General features: G+C 58.6%; 20 protein-coding genes and 1 tRNA gene. 11 read left to right on the plus strand and 10 right to left on the minus strand.

The window, feature by feature from the left end; translation table 11 throughout:
• Positions 1–19 precede the first annotated feature (19 nt).
• A tRNA-Ser gene (locus SJY13_RS07635) sits at positions 20–109 on the minus strand.
• Positions 110–311: 202 nt separating this feature from the next.
• Here SJY13_RS07635 and SJY13_RS07640 point away from each other — a divergent pair.
• From SJY13_RS07640 to SJY13_RS07675, 8 genes are all read left to right on the plus strand, one after another.
• Positions 312–1,655, plus strand: a complete 1,344-nt coding sequence (locus tag SJY13_RS07640) for an SPOR domain-containing protein (RefSeq protein ID WP_377189763.1) — start codon at positions 312–314, stop codon at positions 1,653–1,655.
• A 19-nt stretch (positions 1,656–1,674) separates the two neighbouring features.
• Positions 1,675–2,841, plus strand: coding sequence for a D-alanyl-D-alanine carboxypeptidase family protein (locus tag SJY13_RS07645; protein ID WP_085821111.1), 1,167 nt, complete (start codon positions 1,675–1,677; stop codon positions 2,839–2,841).
• Positions 2,838–3,461 (plus strand): dTMP kinase, encoded by a 624-nt coding sequence (gene tmk / locus SJY13_RS07650; RefSeq protein WP_377189767.1) that lies wholly within the window; start codon positions 2,838–2,840, stop codon positions 3,459–3,461. Before SJY13_RS07645 ends, tmk begins: the two co-directional genes overlap by 4 nt.
• Before the next feature lie 10 nt (positions 3,462–3,471).
• Entirely contained in the window at positions 3,472–4,593 is a 1,122-nt protein-coding gene (locus SJY13_RS07655; RefSeq protein ID WP_377189770.1) for a DNA polymerase III subunit delta', read from the plus strand.
• A complete protein-coding gene (locus SJY13_RS07660; RefSeq protein WP_377189773.1) occupies positions 4,590–5,396 on the plus strand; it encodes a TatD family hydrolase in 807 nt (268 codons plus the stop codon). The genes SJY13_RS07655 and SJY13_RS07660 overlap by 4 nt, the downstream gene beginning before the upstream one ends.
• Positions 5,393–6,190: an MBL fold metallo-hydrolase gene (locus tag SJY13_RS07665; protein ID WP_377189776.1), complete on the plus strand. Its 798-nt coding sequence runs from the start codon at positions 5,393–5,395 to the stop codon at positions 6,188–6,190. The genes SJY13_RS07660 and SJY13_RS07665 overlap by 4 nt, the downstream gene beginning before the upstream one ends.
• 62 nt (positions 6,191–6,252) lie before the next feature.
• A complete protein-coding gene (locus tag SJY13_RS07670; RefSeq protein ID WP_377189779.1) occupies positions 6,253–7,185 on the plus strand; it encodes an AEC family transporter in 933 nt (310 codons plus the stop codon).
• A gap of 71 nt (positions 7,186–7,256) precedes the next feature.
• A complete protein-coding gene (locus tag SJY13_RS07675; protein WP_377189782.1) occupies positions 7,257–7,955 on the plus strand; it encodes a CbiX/SirB N-terminal domain-containing protein in 699 nt (232 codons plus the stop codon).
• Positions 7,956–7,997: 42 nt separating this feature from the next.
• Here the strand turns inward: SJY13_RS07675 and SJY13_RS07680 are convergent, their stop codons facing one another.
• The 5 genes from SJY13_RS07680 to SJY13_RS07700 all read right to left on the minus strand — a co-directional run bounded on the left by SJY13_RS07680 (position 7,998) and on the right by SJY13_RS07700 (position 12,408).
• Positions 7,998–9,020 carry a GGDEF domain-containing protein gene (locus SJY13_RS07680; protein ID WP_377189785.1) on the minus strand — a complete coding sequence of 341 codons (1,023 nt, stop codon included), beginning with the start codon at positions 9,018–9,020 and terminating at the stop codon, positions 7,998–8,000.
• Positions 9,017–9,604 (minus strand): heme NO-binding domain-containing protein, encoded by a 588-nt coding sequence (locus SJY13_RS07685; protein WP_377189788.1) that lies wholly within the window; start codon positions 9,602–9,604, stop codon positions 9,017–9,019. The genes SJY13_RS07680 and SJY13_RS07685 overlap by 4 nt, the downstream gene beginning before the upstream one ends.
• Positions 9,605–9,725: 121 nt before the next feature.
• Positions 9,726–11,285: a trimethylamine methyltransferase family protein gene (locus SJY13_RS07690; protein WP_377189791.1), complete on the minus strand. Its 1,560-nt coding sequence runs from the start codon at positions 11,283–11,285 to the stop codon at positions 9,726–9,728.
• 120 nt (positions 11,286–11,405) lie between these two features.
• On the minus strand, positions 11,406–12,098 hold the full coding sequence (locus tag SJY13_RS07695) for an HAD family hydrolase (RefSeq protein WP_377189794.1): 693 nt from the start codon (positions 12,096–12,098) through the stop codon (positions 11,406–11,408).
• Positions 12,099–12,123: 25 nt separating this feature from the next.
• On the minus strand, positions 12,124–12,408 hold the full coding sequence (locus SJY13_RS07700) for a DUF3572 domain-containing protein (protein ID WP_377189797.1): 285 nt from the start codon (positions 12,406–12,408) through the stop codon (positions 12,124–12,126).
• A gap of 66 nt (positions 12,409–12,474) precedes the next feature.
• Here SJY13_RS07700 and SJY13_RS07705 point away from each other — a divergent pair, with 66 nt between their 5' ends.
• Entirely contained in the window at positions 12,475–13,896 is a 1,422-nt protein-coding gene (locus SJY13_RS07705) for a diguanylate cyclase (protein ID WP_377189800.1), read from the plus strand.
• On the opposite strand, the gene SJY13_RS07710 is transcribed toward SJY13_RS07705, so the two are convergent.
• The 4 genes from SJY13_RS07710 to SJY13_RS07725 are packed head-to-tail and all read right to left on the minus strand — an operon-like array spanning position 13,893 to position 15,797.
• Positions 13,893–14,366 (minus strand): periplasmic heavy metal sensor, encoded by a 474-nt coding sequence (locus SJY13_RS07710; RefSeq protein ID WP_377189803.1) that lies wholly within the window; start codon positions 14,364–14,366, stop codon positions 13,893–13,895. The genes SJY13_RS07705 and SJY13_RS07710 overlap by 4 nt on opposite strands.
• Positions 14,363–14,716: a hypothetical protein gene (locus tag SJY13_RS07715; protein WP_377189806.1), complete on the minus strand. Its 354-nt coding sequence runs from the start codon at positions 14,714–14,716 to the stop codon at positions 14,363–14,365. Before SJY13_RS07715 ends, SJY13_RS07710 begins: the two co-directional genes overlap by 4 nt.
• Positions 14,709–15,323, minus strand: coding sequence for an RNA polymerase sigma factor (locus SJY13_RS07720; RefSeq protein ID WP_377189809.1), 615 nt, complete (start codon positions 15,321–15,323; stop codon positions 14,709–14,711). The genes SJY13_RS07715 and SJY13_RS07720 overlap by 8 nt, the downstream gene beginning before the upstream one ends.
• Positions 15,324–15,329: 6 nt before the next feature.
• A complete protein-coding gene (locus SJY13_RS07725; RefSeq protein WP_377189812.1) occupies positions 15,330–15,797 on the minus strand; it encodes an EF-hand domain-containing protein in 468 nt (155 codons plus the stop codon).
• Positions 15,798–16,020: 223 nt separating this feature from the next.
• Here SJY13_RS07725 and SJY13_RS07730 point away from each other — a divergent pair, with 223 nt between their 5' ends.
• Both SJY13_RS07730 and SJY13_RS07735 read left to right on the plus strand, forming a co-directional pair.
• Positions 16,021–16,416, plus strand: coding sequence for a DUF983 domain-containing protein (locus tag SJY13_RS07730; RefSeq protein WP_377189815.1), 396 nt, complete (start codon positions 16,021–16,023; stop codon positions 16,414–16,416).
• A gap of 28 nt (positions 16,417–16,444) precedes the next feature.
• Entirely contained in the window at positions 16,445–17,146 is a 702-nt protein-coding gene (locus SJY13_RS07735; protein ID WP_377189818.1) for an NUDIX hydrolase, read from the plus strand.
• Positions 17,147–17,156: the final 10 nt, after the last annotated feature.

The following is a 17,156-nucleotide window of genomic DNA, read 5'->3' on the forward strand; positions in this document are numbered from 1 at the left end:
GAGGTGAGACGGGTATGAGTGGCGGGGAGACAGGGATTCGAACCCTGGGAACGCTCTCACGTTCAACGGTTTTCAAGACCGCCGCATTCGACCACTCTGCCACCTCCCCGCGTGGGGCCGGGTCTAAGGCGAACTTGAAACGGTGGCAAGAGCAAATAGGGAAATCTCGCCGAAGGTAGCGCAGCGGTCTTTCCTTGAACCCCGGCTCGCGTTATGCTTCGGCGGAAAGACCATATCAGCCCGGCGAAACAGAACCGGCGAGTGGCGGCGGGGTTCAGGAAACGAGACCCTTTCAGGCAAGGGATGACAAAATGAAGCGAGCGAGTGAGACACGCGCAAAACCGCGATCATTGGCGGTTCTGGCCCTGTCATTGGCAGTTCTGGCAGGCTGCGAAGAGGCATTGTCGCCAGATGGCGCTTCTGGTGATGCGCAAAGCAGCGACACCGAGAACGATGGAAAGACTGAACTGTTCCCGGAGTACTCGGACAACTCTCGCGAGTCCGTGGAAGCCCCCGAGGTTTTTCAGGTTACCGAAGCCGGTCTTTGGGACGGCCGCCCGTCCTTGGGCGGAATCTGGGTGGCACACCCCGAAGTGACACAGCCAGAGCGCGTGGTCATCAAAAACACGTCTAACAATAAAACCGTGACGGGTGCCCTGTTCCGCAGGGAAAGAAACCTGCCCGGTCCAGCCCTGCAGTTGTCTTCGGCGGCGGCCGAAAAGCTGGGCATCCTTGCGGGAGCACCGACAAAAGTCGAAGTGGTCGCCCTGCGTCGCAAACAAGTCGAACAGAAAAAGCCCGCGCCCGAGGAAACAGCCGGGACAGAAACCGCTAGCGCAGAGGACACGCCGAAAGCGGACCCGGCCGCATCCAACGGCGAAACTGCTGAGACGGAAAAGCCTGCAAAGCGGAAATGGTGGCAAAAGAAGGAAACTGTTGCTGCAACCGGTGCCGCCGGTGCTGCGGTAGCAGCTGACGCCGCGACGGACACAGCAGCCGAAGCAGCTGAGGAAGTTGCAGAAACCGCTGTTCAAGCCGCACCGGCGGCGACATTGTCGAATCCCGAGGTCACTCCGCCCACGGAAAAACCGGCCAAACGGAAATGGTGGCAAAAGAAGGAAACTGCTGCTGCAACAGGTGCTGCGGTTGCAGCTGACGCCGCGACGGACTCAGCAGCCGAGGCAGCTGAGGAAGTTGCAGAAACCGCTGTTCAGGCCGCACCGGCAGCGACATTGTCGGACCCCGAGGTTACTCCGCCCACGGAAAAACCGGCCAAACGTAAATGGTGGCAAAAGAAGCCTGCCAACGAAATTACGGAAACTCCGTTGGACCCGATCGAAGGCGCAGCGGCGGCAATTGATGCGGCGGAACCAACCGCTGTTGAAGCGGCCACAGCGACGCAGGCGGCGGCCCCCCGGTCGATCAGCAAGCCATATGTTCAGGTTGGAACCTTCAACGTTGAAGCCAATGCCAAAAGTGCCGCTGAAAAGATCAAGCGAAACGGGCTGAACGCCGATGTGCGTGAACTGGAAAGCGATGGCAAAACGGTCTGGCGCGTTTTGGTTGGCCCGGCTGCGACCCGCTCTGAACGGAACGCAATCCAAAGCGATGTCAAAGACCTTGGATTCACCGACGCGTTCACCGTCAAAAACTGAAAACCAAAGGAGGCCCCCGATGCTGTCCTCACTGCGATCATCCGTTTTGACCCTGGGCCTGGCGCTGTTTGCCCTGCCTGCCCATGCTTTCGATACTCAGGCCCGCGCGGCCTATGTGATGGACCAGACGACCGGAACCGTTCTTCTGTCCAAGGAAGCAGATCAGCCACTGCCGCCCGCGTCGATGTCAAAGCTGATGACGCTTTATGTGGCGTTCGAGGCACTGCGGGATGGCCGCCTGACGCTGGACGAAACCCTACCGGTGTCCGAACACGCCATGAGCTATGGCGGATCAACCATGTTCCTGAATACGCAGGACCGAGTCCGGGTAGAGGATTTGTTGCGCGGCATCATCGTATTGTCGGGCAATGACGCATGCGTTGTGCTCGCCGAAGCGCTGAGCCCCGACGGGACCGAGGCCGGATTCGCCCGCTATATGACACAGCGCGCCCAGCAGATCGGAATGGATAACTCGAACTTCGCCAATTCCAACGGCTGGCCCGCCGCGGGTCACATGATGTCCGTGCATGACCTTGCAGTTCTGGCGAACCGGTTAATCACGGATTTCCCCGAATATTACCCTCTTTTCGCCGAAGAAGAGTTTGAATTCGATGGTCGTGCACCTTCAAACAAGCGAAACCGCAATCCGCTTTTGAAACTGGGCATCGGCGCGGATGGGCTGAAAACCGGTCATACGCAAGAGGCCGGTTACGGCCTTGTCGGATCGGCCAAACAGGGCGACCGCCGGGTGATCTTTGTGCTCTCCGGCCTCGACAGCACCGCCCGTCGTGCAGAGGAGGCCGAGGCTGTTGTTAACTGGTCGTTTCGTAATTTTGTCGAGAGGACAGTTGCCAACCCGGACACGCCGCTAGCCGAAGCGCAGGTCTGGATGGGGGCCAACAAGACCGTTGGACTGGTACCCGAAGAAGATCTGTCCTTGCTGTTCCCCGTTCTGGGAGACTCCAATGTCGAGGCCGAAGTGGTCTATGAGGGCCCCGTCAACGCGCCGATTACCAAAGGGCAGCAGCTGGCCGAACTGGTCATCAAACCCGAAGGCCTGCCCGAGATTCGCAGGCCTCTGGTCGCCGCGCAGGATGTCCCAACAGGTGGATTTATGGTCCGCATGATGACCGTAGGCGGCATCGTCCTGACCGACGTGATTGGCAACCCATTGGACGCATTGTGACAAGATCCGGGTTGTTTCTGACCTTCGAAGGTATTGACGGATCAGGTAAATCCTCGCAGGCACGTATGCTAGCCGAGCATCTGATCGGTATGGGCCATAAGGTCGTTCTGACACGCGAACCCGGCGGTTCGGACGGGGCCGAGGAAATTCGCAGCCTGGTTCTGGAGGGCGACCCTGACCGCTGGTCGGCTGAAACCGAAATCTTGCTGTTCACTGCCGCGCGGCGGGATCATTTGGAACGAACGATCGAACCAGCCCTGGCTGAAGGCAAAGTGGTGATCTGCGACCGGTTCGCCGACAGCACCCGCATGTATCAGGGCCTGTCCCGAGGTGACCTGCGCGGACTGGTCGATCAGCTGCACAGCCTGATGATCGGACGTGAACCCGATCTGACTGTTCTGATCGACATGGACCCGGAAACGGGACTGTCGCGGGCCAAAGGACGTCAGGGATCGGAAGAGCGGTTCGAGGATTTTGGCATCGACCTGCAACAGAAAATGCGCGCGGGGTTTCTGGCTCTGGCAGATGAGTTTTCTGACCGGTTTCGCGTGATCGACGGTAACCGGGACATGGACAGCGTTGCCCGGGATGTGACAGATATCGTCCAACAAACCTTGTGACAGACGAGAAATGAGCGACGACACACCCTCCCCGGATCAGGCCCCCGGTGCCCCGCACCCGCGTGAAACCCGACAACTTTTTGGGCAAGCCGCGGCCGAACAGGCCTTTCTGAGCGCCTATACATCAGAGCGCCTGCATCACGGCTGGTTGCTGACCGGACCGCGCGGGGTGGGCAAAGCAACCTTGGCCTGGAGGATTGCGCGGTTTCTGCTGGCAACCCCTCCGGCCGAAGAAGATGGCCTGTTTGGCGCCCCACCGCCGCCCGAAACGCTGGCGATTGCCCCCGATCATCCGGTCACTCATCGCATTCAGGCCGGGGCTGAGCCCGGACTGGCCGCGATCACCCGATCCGTTAATGATCAGGGACGCCTGCGCGGCGAGATCGTCGTTGATGACATTCGCAAACTGGGCAAGTTCTTTGGTCTGTCCTCGGCAGATGGTGGGCGCCGTGTGGTGATCGTCGACTCGGCGGATGAGATGAATGTCAGTGCAGCCAATGCACTGTTGAAAATGCTCGAAGAACCGCCCGCGCGCACAACGCTATTGTTGGTGTCGCACCAACCGTCCCGCCTGTTGCCGACGATCCGATCTCGCTGCAGAATCCTGCGCCTCTCGCCGCTTGGGGCCGAGGATATGCAGACCGCACTGGCCCAAACCGGAGCCGAACTGCCCGGTCGTGCCGAACATCTTGCGGCCCTGGCTGCAGGATCCGTGGGCGATGCGGTCCGGCTGATCAATCTGGGCGGGCTGGAAATCTACGCCGAGCTGATCAGTATACTGGGCACCTTGCCCCGGATGGATCGCCAGCGCGCGCTGGCCCTTGCCGAAGCTGCCGCCCAACGTGGCGCGGCAGAGCGGTTTGAGCTGTTGCTAACCCTGATCGACGTTGCCCTGTCCCGCCTTGCCCTGACTGGTGCAACCGGCGCACCGCTGATGCCCGAGGCCGCCCCGAATGAGGCCGAAACGCTCAGCCGTCTGTCCGCGTCGCCGCTTCAAGCCCGGCGCTGGGCTGAGGTTGCCGCGACAATTACAGCCCGCACGCGCCATGGTCAGGCAGTGAACCTTGACCCTGCCGCTCTGGTCCTAGATACGGTGTTCAAGATACAGGAAACCGCCGGTCAGAGCAGATGAGCGACACCCCCCAGATTACCGACAGTCATTGCCATCTGGACTTCCCCGATTTCGACGGGCAACTGGACCAGATTATCGCTAACGCAGCTGAGGCGGGCGTGACCCGGATGGTCACGATTTGCACGCGTCTGTGCAATGAACCCACCATACGCGCCATGGCAGAGGCGAACGCACCCGTTTTCTACGCGGCTGGCACCCATCCCATGAGTGTAGCAGACGAGCCGATGGCGACCGTTGATGAGCTGATCACCCTGTCTCAGCATCCCAAGTTTGTGGGCATCGGCGAAACCGGGCTGGATTACCATTACACCGCCGACACCGCCGCGGTTCAAAAGCTATCACTGCGCGTTCATATCGAGGCCGCCCAGCGCACCGGTCTTCCTCTGATCATTCACGCCCGCGCAGCGGATGACGATATGGCCCGGATTCTGGCCGAAGAGCACCGCAACGCGCCCTATTCTTGTGTGATGCATTGCTTTTCCTCATCGGCAGAACTGGCCAGGGCAGCATTGGATCTTGGGTTCTACCTGTCCATGTCCGGTATTGCTGCTTTTCCCAAAAGTCAGGAATTGCGGGATATCTTCGCAAGCGCACCGGTCGATCGTATTCTGGTGGAAACCGACGCGCCCTATCTGGCCCCGCCGCCCTATCGCGGCAAACGCAACGAACCCGCCTACACCGCACATACCGCCCGCAAGGGGGCCGAGGTGTTCGGTCTGGACTACGCCGATTTCGCAGCGCAGACACAGGTTAACTTCGACCGGTTGTTCACCAAGGTTGCGGCTTACAAGGCAGCTGCATGACCGAATTGCGTTGTACCATCCTTGGCTGCGGTTCATCCGGTGGTGTGCCTCGGCTGGGAGGGCATTGGGGCGCGTGCGATCCCGACAATCCCAGAAACATCCGTCGCCGCTGCTCGATGCTGGTGGAACGCGATGGACCCGATGGTACAACTTCGGTTCTGATCGACACCTCGCCTGACATGCGCAGCCAATTGTTGGACACAGGCACAGGACGGCTGGATGGTGTTGTCTATACCCATTCACATGCTGATCATGTCCACGGTCTTGATGATCTGCGCATGATCGTGTTCAACATGCGGGAACGGGTGCCGGTCTGGGCGGATGGCGACACGCAAAACGACCTTCTGGGGCGGTTCGGGTACGCCTTTGTACAACCCGAAGGCTCACCCTATCCGCCGATCCTGCAGCTTAAATCCATCAACGGCCCGTTCGAAGTGAACGGCCCTGGCGGACCTATCCCCTTTCATCCGTTCCGGGTCAATCACGGCACTATCGATGCGCTGGGATTCCGGATGGGCAAGCTGGTCTACCTTCCGGATGTTGCCGAGATTTATGACGATGTCTGGCCGCTGCTGGAAGGACTGGATTGTTTGGTGATCGATGCTCTGCGCCGGTCGCCGCATCCCACTCACGCGCATCTGGAAAAGACGCTGGGATGGATCGACCAACTAAGACCCAAACGCGCAGTGCTGACCAACATGCATATCGATCTGGATTATGCCACGGTCGAGGCGGAAACCGACAACTATATCACCCCGGCCTATGACGGCATGGTGATCCTTCAGGGCCTTTAGGCCGCTGATCGCCCGCCCCGAAATACCGCCGCCAGCAATGGCGCAATACACGGGGGCATAACATGCTGCAAAGCCTGATCGACGTTATTCTGCCGGTCTTCCTGGTGATCGGGGCTGGCTATGCCTCTACCCGCCTGGGATACTTCAAAGAAATTCATATCGACGGGTTGATGAAGTTCACGCAGGGCTTTGCGATCCCATGTCTGCTGTTTCTGGCGATATCCAATCTGGACCTGAGCGCCAGTTTTGATCCCCGGCTTTTGACCAGTTTTTACACCGCCGCCGCGCTATGCTTTTGCGCGGGCCTCTTTGGGGCGCGATTGATATTTCAACGCGACTGGGAGGACTGCGTCGCGATTGGGTTTTGCTGTCTGTTCTCCAATTCCGTCCTGTTGGGTTTGCCGATAACCGAGCGCGCCTATGGCCCCGAAAACCTGACCGGAAACTACGCCATCATCGCCTTCCACTCTCCTTTCTGCTACGGCGTCGGCATCACGGTGATGGAGGTGATCAGAAACCGTGGCCACGGCGGCACCCGGATGGTGCGGTCCATCTTGTCTGCCATGTTCCGCAACGCACTGATCCTTGGCATCGCGCTTGGTTTCGTGGTCAACCTGTCGGGGATCGTAGTGCCTGCCGTCGTGGACGAGGCCCTTGGCCTTGTGACCCGGGCTGCCCTGCCCGGCGCCCTGTTTGCACTGGGCGGTGTGCTGGTCAAATACAAACCCGAAGGCGACCTGCGCGCCATCGCATTTGTCTGTGCCATATCCCTGATGCTGCATCCAAGCCTGGTTTGGCTGTTTGGGTCGTCTGTTGGCCTACCGCAGGATTTGTTCCGGTCTGGTGTTTTGAACGCGGCCATGGCGCCCGGGTTCAACGCCTATATATTTGCTAACATGTACGGGCGGGCGAAACGGGTTGCCGCGTCGTCCGTGTTGATCGGCACGGCGGCGTCCATTCTGACGGTTCTGTTTTGGTTGACTCTGTTGGGCTGACATTCATCAAACATAGATTGACATTGGACCGTCAGGATACACCTATCGGGAAACCAATCAGGATTTCTTAAATGCCCAATGCCCTTATCGTCGCTCATGGTCAGCCATCGGACCCCGACCCCGCCGAAGCTGCGCTGGCCGCTTATGCGGCCGAAGTCGACGCGCAGTGTCACGGGGTCAGCGTTAAATCCGCAACTTTGGCAGCCCCTGGTATGCTGGAGGAATGTTTGGACCGCCTGCCCGAAGACACGGTGATCTATCCGCTTTTTATGGCAAAAGGCTGGTTTGTGACCAGCGCGCTGCCCAACCGGCTAAGAGATCGGCAACGACGCATTCTCGACCCCTTGGGTGTTGACCCGCAACTGCCCGCGTTAGTTGCCGATGCGCTGCGCGATGTGCTGGCCGAGAACCAATGGGAGGCCGCCAATACTGATCTGGTTCTGGCCGCCCACGGCTCTGGTCGCAGCCGCAATCCTTCTGCCGTTGCAACAGCCTTTGCAGCGGTACTGGAACAGCATCTAACGTTCAAATCCTCTCACCTCGGCTTTGTGGAAGAGCCACCTTCGATTGCCCAAGCCGCCACTGGTTTGACCCGTCAGGCCCTTTGCCTGCCCTTTTTTGCCTGCACCGGTGGGCACGTACTTGAGGATGTACCGAAAGAACTAAGCGACGCGGGCTTTATAGGTCAGGTGATGCCGGTGGTCGGTGAGTTGCCTCGCATCAAAAGCCATATTGCAGCAACTCTGTCCACGGCGGCCAGGCAAAGTTAACTCTTTCACATAGGCAATTCGTGAGCAGCGAGGCTGGTGCGGCTATTCCGAGGGTGTCCCCGTCGTCGTGCCTTCCTGCCCAAGCTCTGCCAACGCTGAATAGAGGGCGTGGCAGGACCGTCCCTTGCGCTTCGCCTCATACAAAGCCAAGTCCGCAGCGTGTAGAATCTCTGCAGCTTTGGGTGACACGAATTGTGTCGACAAGGCCGTTCCGATACTGGCTGATATCCGGCAGGTATTGCTTTCGAATTCCATCGGCTTTTTCAGCCGTTCAATCAGGCGCCCGGCGACTGCCGACAGAACCTTTTCGTCTATCAAGCCTCTGAAAATAATAACAAACTCATCTCCGCCGATACGCGCGACCGTGTCGTCGCTTCGAGTTTCCTCAATCATTATTTGCGCCGCTTGCTGCAAGACGTAATCGCCTGCCGCATGACCAAATCTATCGTTGACGGATTTGAAGTAGTCCAGATCCAGATGCATCAGGGCAAAGGGGGTGCTGCCGGATATCAGATGGCCAAGGAATACATCCATTGCGCGCCGGTTTTTCAGGCCGGTCAGCATATCTGTAAGAGCTTGTTCCTCGGCAGCCAGCATGGCGCCTTGCAACCGCAGGTTCAGCGACCTCGAGGCCTCCATCGCCGCGGACTTGGCCTCAACCAGATATAACAGTTCGATCGCCAAATCCGTGCCCGAGAAATCGGCACTGGTCAGCGCGTAATCCCGCACCGCATCCAGGATCGAGATTCCGAACGACAGGTTGATGACTGCGCCCTTCCCCTGTGGCAGCGGTGCAATCAATCCTTTCAGCGCTGTACTTGGTGTGTCGTGAAGTTTCAGGTGCAGTTTGGCCCCGGCCAGTGACATCAAGGCTGACACGGACTTCACTGCGCGGGGGCGCACCAGCTTAAACACGTCCACAAAGCTCTTGCCTGCCATCTGCTGATCGGGGCGCAGTTTTTGCAGTGTCGGACCGACGCGCTGGATGCGCCCAGTCTCATCCACAAGCACGAACATGGGGCACAGCGTTTCCAACAAAGCACCCAAATCACCGGTATCCATCATGAATTCCGCGCCCCCAGATCAAAATGCCGCCCTTCGGCAAAAGCGCTTTCCACCAGAACAATTGAGATGACCTCGGCCGCTCCCTCTTGGCCCTCATGGGACAACATCGCCAAGGCACCATAGTCATCAGCCATCGCGCGCAAAACACCGACCATGACGCTGGAATAGCCGGGCAAGCCAGGAAAACAACGCAGCTGATACTCCGTCGGCGTTACTTCACGAAGTTCCAACGCGGGCAGGCACAGATCGGACACGGCCAACCTGACCCTGTCGGACAAATCATCCAGTGAATGCAAAAACTCAACATAGATTACGCCACCGAACCGCAGCAATCGGCGCAAGTCCTCCATTTTTGGGTGCGAGACCAGATAAGTTCCCAAATCTTCCAGCATTTCAGCGCGGGGTCTTTTCAGGTCGGCGCAAAGCGCATCCAACACCCGAACCGTCATTTCATCATCGTAGACGAGCATGGCCTCAAACTCGACGAATCCCAACTCGGCCACCTCGGTCACGCGCAGCCAGCACGATTGTCCGTAGGTCGCACACACAAAAGACTGTATCGCCCGATTGATCAGACCATGCATGAGATGCCCCAGATTGGTTTCCCCGCCAATCTGGCCTGACAATTCTTAATAAAACGCCAAAACGCATCGTGAAATATGGACAATATGACCGAGTCTCAAAGCGTAATTTGATTACGTCATATCAGAAATCCGTAGGCGCCCCGCCTTCGGATTTGCGGCGCGCTACAAAGTCGGCCAGCTCGTCCCGGATACCCTCATCCAGCGCCGGAGGTTCAAAGCTGGTAATGATCTCCTTGAACATGTGGTGGGCACGCTCGGCGGTCCAGATGCCACCGGCCACATCCCAGCCTTCATAGTTTTTCCAATCGCTGAGGAAGGGCTGGTAGAAGGCGGTGGTATAACGATCCTGCGTGTGCTGGATGCCAAAGAAATGGCCTTCGTTCCCGACGGAACGGATCGCATCCAGTGCGATTTCATCGGGTCCGGTTGCGGTAATTTCAGGCTGCATATATCGTTGAATTTGCTGAAGTATTTCGCAATCCATGATGAACTTCTCGGGGCTTGCGATCAAACCGCCCTCCAACCATCCAGCTGCGTGGTAAACCATATTGGTACCGGATTGAACTGCCGCCCACAGGGAATTCGACGTCTCCCAGATCGATTGCCCGTCAGGCACGTTTGCAGCACACACACCCGAAGACCGCATCGGAAGGCCGTAGTACCGCGCCATCTGTCCCGTCATCTGGGTCGAGCGCATGTATTCCGGCGTGCCAAAGGCCGGAGCGCCGGATTTCATGTCCACATTCGAAGTGAACGTGCCGATAACGCAGGGAATCCCGGGCCGCACATATTGGAACAGGGCAATGGCGCACAGCGCCTCGGCCAAGGACTGCGCCACAGCACCGGCCATTGTCACCGGGGCCATCGCGCCAGCAAGTGTAAACGGTGTCACCACAATCGCCTGACCCCGTCGCGCCAAACGCAGACAACCATCAATCATCGGATGGTCATGTTTCAGCGGCGAGGTCGAGTTGATGTTGGTGTACATGCGCGGAGTTTCTTCGAACTCTTCGTGACTCAGGCCTCCGGCGATTCTGACCATTTCCATCACATCTTCGACGCGCTCCTTGCCCAGAGAATAGGCGTGCATCGCCTTATCCGTTAGGGTCAGCTTGTCATAGAGAACGTCCAGATGCCGAACGCTGGCGTGGATATCCACCGGCTCAACCGGATAGCCCCCGGCGAAATGGATACAGTTGAAATACTGGGTCAGTTTCAACAGGTTTCGGCACATCTCGCGATTGCCTGGAACCTTGGTCCCGATCTCCATATCCCAGTAATTGGGGGGCGAAGAAACATTGCCGAAAAGCAGATTTTTGCCACCGATCTCGATCTTGCGATCCAAGTTGCGCGGAGTGATCGAGAAGGTGGCCGGTGCCTTGCCGACCATCTCCATCACAAAATCCCGGCCCATACGGACGTTGTCGCCTTCAATCGTACAGCCTGCTTCGCGCAGGATACCGATAGCTTCTTCGTTGTAGAACTCGATTCCGATCTCTTCGAGAATGCGCATGGCGCCTTCGTGGATCGCTTCGATCCCGGCTGCATCCAGCGGCTCGGTGGGGTTGTCAGTGTTGATCGGAGGGTCCCACGGCATCTGGTCGATCACCGCACTGCCCCTGCGTTCAGCCGCACCGGCACGCCCTCCGCCGCGGCGTCTGCGAGTTTTTGTGTCGGCCATTTTGTCCTCCGGAGCTTGCACTTTCCCAAGCAAGCCCCGAACCCGGGCGGTTGGCCGCTCTGTCTGCGACAACCTATGTCGGTTTTCGATTCCGAACCGCCGAAAACAGCTGCTGAGCCGTCAGTTTTTTGCCAACCAGCCTGGGATATGTCCGATATCCGGCAATACAACGTCAGCCATAGGCAAAAGCGCCTCAGCCGGGGCAACTCCGGTGAGAACACCGATTGTGGTCATCCCGGCGGCACGCCCCGCCTGCAGGTCGTGCAAGCTGTCCCCTACCATGGCCACTCGCGCGGGCTCGACCCCGACATGGGCGGAAAATGCAAGCAGTTGTCCAGGACCGGGTTTGTGTCCATGGCCGCTGTCATAGCCTGCAACAAAATCAAAGTGATCCCTGATGCCCACCGATTCCAGATGTTGCAGCGCGGGCGCTTCGCTGTCATTTGTGGCTACTCCCAGCTTGAAACCGGCCTGCCGCAACCCCTCCAGAAACGGCAGCAACGGAATGGCTGGTGCTTGCGCTGCAGTGGCGGCCTCGCTGTTCAATAGGTCGACCAGTTCCGCCTGCGTGAGTTCAGGTACATGCGGGGCTAGGGTCGCCGCGATCTCGTCAGCCGTCGCCGCCACGACAATACTGTCAGCCGAGTATGTGACCTGTTCCAGATCGAACCCGATGACATGCCCCAATTCGGTTGCGCGCCTGAGGTCTCCCTCGGCCAGCCGCATCAGCACATTACGTCCAAATGCCCCCCACGTGTCGGCAAAATCAAACAGTGTACCGTCCTTGTCGAACAAGATGGCGTCTATGGGCATTGCGTGCTCCTGCAAGTTTTTAGGATCAGGTCCAGTGGACATCGGCCTCGCCGGACAAAACGGCGCGCGCTTGCCCCGGCAATTCATAGGGCACCGAGTTTGCGTCACAAAAGGCAACCACCCACGAATCGTCAAGCATCAGAAACTCCAGCACTGATCCCAGCAACTCTGGCTCAGAGGCTCTGTCTCGCAGATCTTGCTCTGATGTACCGGTAGAGCCCAGAAAAACAGGCAGAAGCTCTTCGTTTCCGACAAGCCAGCCCAGAGCGTTCAGCGCCAGCGTTTCAGCAGATTGGGCGGATATTGGCATAAAGAGGCCCCGGATCAGCTCTTGGAAAGGGTTTGTTAACCAAACTCATAAACACTTTGGCAACGCATGCAACCAACGGTGACCAATATGTCCGTGCAGGGAACCATCCTTGTCCTCGACGGGACCTCGACCAATCGCATCATGCTGAAGGTTCAGCTGACGGCGGCGTGGTATCACGTCGTTCAGGGCGAACGGCTTCATGGGTTGGCGGGACTCCTGCGTCGGGCCAAGCCCGATCTGGTTCTGACCTCTCAGACCTTGCCGGACGGTGTCGCTGCGGATGTGAAAAAGCTGGTGATGGCTGATCCGGATCTAATGGACGTACCGGTTGTCGCGATTGCGCCGCAAAACGACAAATCAGCCAGGTTGAAGGCACTGGAGGACGGGCTGGATGATGTGTTGGCGCACCCGTTCAAGGATACGTTTTTACTGGCCCGGGTTCGTAGCCTGTTACGCGCACGGGCTGATACACAGGATCTGAGGGCTGGAAACAGCTCGCAGCCCATCGGGTTTGCCGAACCTGCCGGCACCTTGATTACGGCATCCAAACCAGCGCGAGTGGCTGTTCTGACGCATAGTGCGCGTACCGGCGCAATCTGGCAAAACGCTTTGGCGAAACGTATGCGACACAGCTTAGCGGTACATACATCGTCAAACCTTCAAGGGTTGTTGTCCGGCCCGGTGCCGGACGCCATCGTGGTCGAAGTGGGGGCCAGTCCAGCCGACCTGAACCTTCTTGCTGATCTGAAATCCCGGGGGGCAACGCGACACACCGTTCTGATAGGTATCCTTGAGGGCGAGAAAGCCGAGCGCGCCTCGGACGCGCTGGATCGGGGCGCCGATGCAATCTGTCTGGGCGGGTTCTGTGCCGAGGAGACGGTTTTGCGCATCGACAATCAAGTGGCGCGCAAGGTGCGACTGGATCAGATGCGCGCATCCCTGCGCCGCGGGCTGGCTGAATTGTGGGTTGATCCGCTGACCGGCCTGCACAACCGACGCTATGCGATGCGCGCGATGGATCAGATCGCGCACCGGGCCGCACGGTCCGGGCAGGGATTTGCGGTAATGCTGGCCGATCTAGATCACTTCAAAGCCATCAACGACAATTTCGGCCATTCCGCTGGGGATATGGTCCTGACCGAGGCGGCGGCACGGTTGCAGCAAACCGTCGGCACTGCCGGTTTCGTCGCACGTATCGGCGGAGAAGAGTTCATGATCGGCCTGTCGGACACCACTCAGGAAAAAGCGCTAGAGCTGGCCCGCACACTGTGCAACAGCATCCGTCGAAAACCGTTTAAACTGCCAGATGCACCCTGCCCCATCCCGGTTACGATCAGCATAGGTCTGATCGCAACCAAGCCGGACGCGCCATCGCTGTTACACCGGCCCTCACCGCTGGAAAAGTTGATCAAATCCGCCGACACCGCGCTTTATGCTGCCAAAACAGCCGGACGTGATCAGGTTCGGGTCCGGCAAAGCGCCGCTTAGTCTTTCCACTTGCGCCCATGAGGTCTGCGCCGCACAACCTCTTCCAACCGGGTTGCATAGGTCTGTCGCTCTGCGTCACTCATCTCTGAAACGCGCGCCAGCCACTCATCCTGAAGGGCAAATTGCAAATCAGCCATGGCCTGCGCCTGTTGTTGCAAAAGAACCTGCACGGCCGCGGGATCAAAGGGATTGGCCCGCAATGCAGCGCCCAGTGCAGTGAAATCCTGGGCGCGGAGCTTTGATCCATGCTTGTGTCGCTCGGACAATTCTCCGCGCAAAGCTTTGCGATCTTCTTTCGGCAATGCCCGGTACAAAGCGGACCCGAACCCGGGTGGAGCCTTGGCATGGTGCCCGCCTTTGACCCTGTAGGCTGTTCCCAGCGCGATACCCACGATCAGCAGGTTCAACGCCAGGGACACGGTCAACAAAACCGTTACCCAGCGTTTCTTGGGTTTGGGATTTTCGCTCATTCCGCGTCCTCCAGAAATGTTGTGTCCAGGCCAAGATCTGCAACTACGAAACTGCTGTCCTGTGCAAAGATGTACGTCGCCGGATCGGGCAGAAAGTCAGGGGCTGAAAACCCGATCCAAACACCCGCGGCGCTGGCCGCAACCAAACCACCCATGCTGGGCCAGCCGCCAAACCCGTCCAATAGCCGCGCCCACAGGGAGCGCCGTGGCTGTAGTACAGGCGTCATCCGGGAAAGCCGCACGGATTCGGAATCTGTCAGAATTCGAACCGCAAGTTCATCGGGCAAACCGGACCGGGCTTGCCGCGCCTGGGCAAACAACTGTTCAAGTTCAGTGGTGTCATCAGCCATCGTCATACCCCAGTTCATCACGTCGTCCGGCCAGTATCGCCGCCAGAGACCGTTTTCCGCGCGCGGTCAGACTTTCTACCGCTTCTGTTGAAACGCCCATAATCCCGGCGATTTCGGGATTGGGCAATTCTTCCATATGCCGCAAGATAACGGCCTGCCGCTGCCGGTCAGGCAATTGCGACAAGGCGTCCTGCAGCGCATCCTTGCGTGCCCCGTCCTGCATCCGGTCCGCCACGCTTGGTTCACCATCCTCGGGCTCGGGCACTTCGGCCAGCCTGTCGGGCTTTTTCTTGCGTTGCACGTCCACACACAGGTTCAGCGTCACACGGTACAGCCAGGTCGACACCTTGGCCTGCCCCGGCACCCATTTCGGCGCTACTTGCCACAGCCGCATCATGGCGTCCTGCGTCACATCTTCGGCTTCTGCCCTGTTACCCAGCATCCGCAGAGCTACGGAAAAGCTGCGCGGGCCCAGCCGATCGGTCAGCTCACGCGCAGCGGCAGCATCGCCATCTGCGAACTGCCGCAGCAACGTATCGTCGCCCGGGTCGCCCGCGGCACCAGAGGTGCCGCGAACATCCTGCAAAGGGGAGGTCAGATCCTCCATCCTTCATCAGCTGTCGTCAGAGCCCGACTGGCCGTGTTTCTTGTGCTTTCGACCCATCTTGTCTTTTGCATCGGCAAATTCCTGTTCCGAGATCGACCCGTTGTTATCCGCGTCGATACGATCAAACATCTTGCCAGCACGGCGCGGTTTGGGCAACTCGTCCTCGGTCAGAAAACCGTCCTGATTGGCGTCGTTCTTTTCGAACATCTTAGTGACGCGCTCACTGGCCTTCGTCTGGCCTGCGGATTGCATTTCCTCGACACTCAGCTGACCGTCCCCATCGGTATCGGCATCGGTGAAGCGTTGATTGCGATGAGCCTGCATTTCTTCCTGCGTCACCTGACCATCGCCATTGGCGTCCAGTTCCTGGAAAGTCACGGGTGCGCGGTCTTTCGGACCGGCAGCCAGCACCGAGGTGCCGGTGATTGCAACAGCCGAGATAAGGATGGCCGGGATGAATTTTACGCTTTTCATATCGTTTTTCCTTTGATTCAAGCGGCCCCATCGCCGCTGCTCACATAGGTTCAAACGGCCCAGGAACCCGGTTCCGTCGCTGAAAACAGAATTTTTCACCGGGCTGAAAGTTAAGCTTCCTAAAGATTTGATCTGGGCATCGCGACACAAAGCGACGCACCCCCCTTTTCTGCGGGGTAAAACAAGCGCAATATCCCGTCAATTCGAACGCGCGAGTTTCAAAATGACAGATCAGACGATCAACACCATGACCGAGAATGACCGACCTACCAAGGCTGCCCTGATAAAGGGCTTTCGTTGCCGGTGCCCGAAATGCGGTGAGGGCAGGCTTTTGCGCGGTTACCTGAAGGTCAATGACAGCTGCAGCAATTGCGGTCAGGAACTGTTTCACCACCGGGCAGATGACGGCCCGGCCTATCTGACCATTCTGCTGGTCGGCCATCTGCTGGCCCCTGCCTTGCATGTCACTTACGTGCAGTGGCGCCCAGAACCACTGACGATGTTCCTGGCTTTTGCAATTGGCTGCACTGCCTTGTCACTGTTCCTGCTGCCCCGTTTCAAGGGGGCCGTGGTGGCCTATCAATGGGCGCGCCGCATGCACGGTTTCGAAAAAGCGTAATGACCTTGGCAACCGGGTCGCGCAGGGCATGACAGAAGACAAATCAGCTATACGGAACGCGGCTACGGTCATCGTGCTACGAGACCGCTTGACCAACCCCTCGATCCTAATGGGGCAGCGCGGCGCAAAAGCCGCCTTCATGCCGAACAAGTTTGTGTTTCCCGGTGGCGCCGTGGACGCGGCGGATTCGGATGTGTCTTTGGTGTCGAACCTGCCCGAGATTTGCAGCGAACGGCTGAGCGAACAGGCGCAGCCGGGCATGCAGAACGCTTTGGCCGCTGCCGCAATCCGTGAGTTATGGGAAGAAACCGGGCTGATGCTTGGCCAACCCGGTGGCTGGCTCGGATCAGTGCCCGAAGATTGGCAGAGCTTTGCGGACATGGGTATTCAACCCGCGGCGGATGCGCTTCAGTTTGTGTTTCGGGCGGTGACACCTCCGGGTCGTCCGCGCCGGTTTGATGCGCGGTTCTTTCTGGTCGACGCCACAGCGATACAGGGCGACCTGGACGATTTCAGCCGTGCCTCGGACGAGCTGTCCCATTTGCAATGGGTTGCACTGGGGCGGGCGCGCGATCTGGACCTGCCCTTTATTACTGAGGTTGTGCTGGCGGAAATCGCGGCACGGATCACTGACACCGCGCCGCCCACTTCAGTCCCCTTTTACCAGCACAGCGATGAACAAAGCCTGTTCCTGCGTCTGAAGGGCTATCCGATGCCCGAAACGGACTAAGACACAGCGC

The sequence above is a fragment of the Ruegeria meonggei genome, assembly GCF_042768335.1.
Lineage (GTDB): Bacteria > Pseudomonadota > Alphaproteobacteria > Rhodobacterales > Rhodobacteraceae > Ruegeria > Ruegeria meonggei.

Bases quoted from the DNA above. Each gene is read 5' to 3' on its own strand.
- SJY13_RS07705 (WP_377189800.1), top strand. From the start codon at position 12,475: ATGCAACCAACGGTGACCAATATGTCCGTGCAGGGAACCATCCTTGTC.
- SJY13_RS07725 (WP_377189812.1), bottom strand. From the start codon at position 15,797: ATGAAAAGCGTAAAATTCATCCCGGCCATCCTTATCTCGGCTGTTGCA.
- SJY13_RS07690 (WP_377189791.1), bottom strand. From the start codon at position 11,285: ATGGCCGACACAAAAACTCGCAGACGCCGCGGCGGAGGGCGTGCCGGT.
- SJY13_RS07710 (WP_377189803.1), bottom strand. From the start codon at position 14,366: ATGAGCGAAAATCCCAAACCCAAGAAACGCTGGGTAACGGTTTTGTTG.
- SJY13_RS07700 (WP_377189797.1), bottom strand. From the start codon at position 12,408: ATGCCAATATCCGCCCAATCTGCTGAAACGCTGGCGCTGAACGCTCTG.
- SJY13_RS07660 (WP_377189773.1), top strand. From the start codon at position 4,590: ATGAGCGACACCCCCCAGATTACCGACAGTCATTGCCATCTGGACTTC.
- SJY13_RS07665 (WP_377189776.1), top strand. From the start codon at position 5,393: ATGACCGAATTGCGTTGTACCATCCTTGGCTGCGGTTCATCCGGTGGT.
- SJY13_RS07735 (WP_377189818.1), top strand. From the start codon at position 16,445: ATGACAGAAGACAAATCAGCTATACGGAACGCGGCTACGGTCATCGTG.
- SJY13_RS07680 (WP_377189785.1), bottom strand. From the start codon at position 9,020: ATGATGGATACCGGTGATTTGGGTGCTTTGTTGGAAACGCTGTGCCCC.
- SJY13_RS07695 (WP_377189794.1), bottom strand. From the start codon at position 12,098: ATGCCCATAGACGCCATCTTGTTCGACAAGGACGGTACACTGTTTGAT.
- SJY13_RS07715 (WP_377189806.1), bottom strand. From the start codon at position 14,716: ATGGCTGATGACACCACTGAACTTGAACAGTTGTTTGCCCAGGCGCGG.
- SJY13_RS07675 (WP_377189782.1), top strand. From the start codon at position 7,257: ATGCCCAATGCCCTTATCGTCGCTCATGGTCAGCCATCGGACCCCGAC.
- SJY13_RS07670 (WP_377189779.1), top strand. From the start codon at position 6,253: ATGCTGCAAAGCCTGATCGACGTTATTCTGCCGGTCTTCCTGGTGATC.
- SJY13_RS07720 (WP_377189809.1), bottom strand. From the start codon at position 15,323: ATGGAGGATCTGACCTCCCCTTTGCAGGATGTTCGCGGCACCTCTGGT.
- SJY13_RS07655 (WP_377189770.1), top strand. From the start codon at position 3,472: ATGAGCGACGACACACCCTCCCCGGATCAGGCCCCCGGTGCCCCGCAC.
- SJY13_RS07685 (WP_377189788.1), bottom strand. From the start codon at position 9,604: ATGCATGGTCTGATCAATCGGGCGATACAGTCTTTTGTGTGTGCGACC.
- SJY13_RS07645 (WP_085821111.1), top strand. From the start codon at position 1,675: ATGCTGTCCTCACTGCGATCATCCGTTTTGACCCTGGGCCTGGCGCTG.
- SJY13_RS07730 (WP_377189815.1), top strand. From the start codon at position 16,021: ATGACAGATCAGACGATCAACACCATGACCGAGAATGACCGACCTACC.
- SJY13_RS07640 (WP_377189763.1), top strand. From the start codon at position 312: ATGAAGCGAGCGAGTGAGACACGCGCAAAACCGCGATCATTGGCGGTT.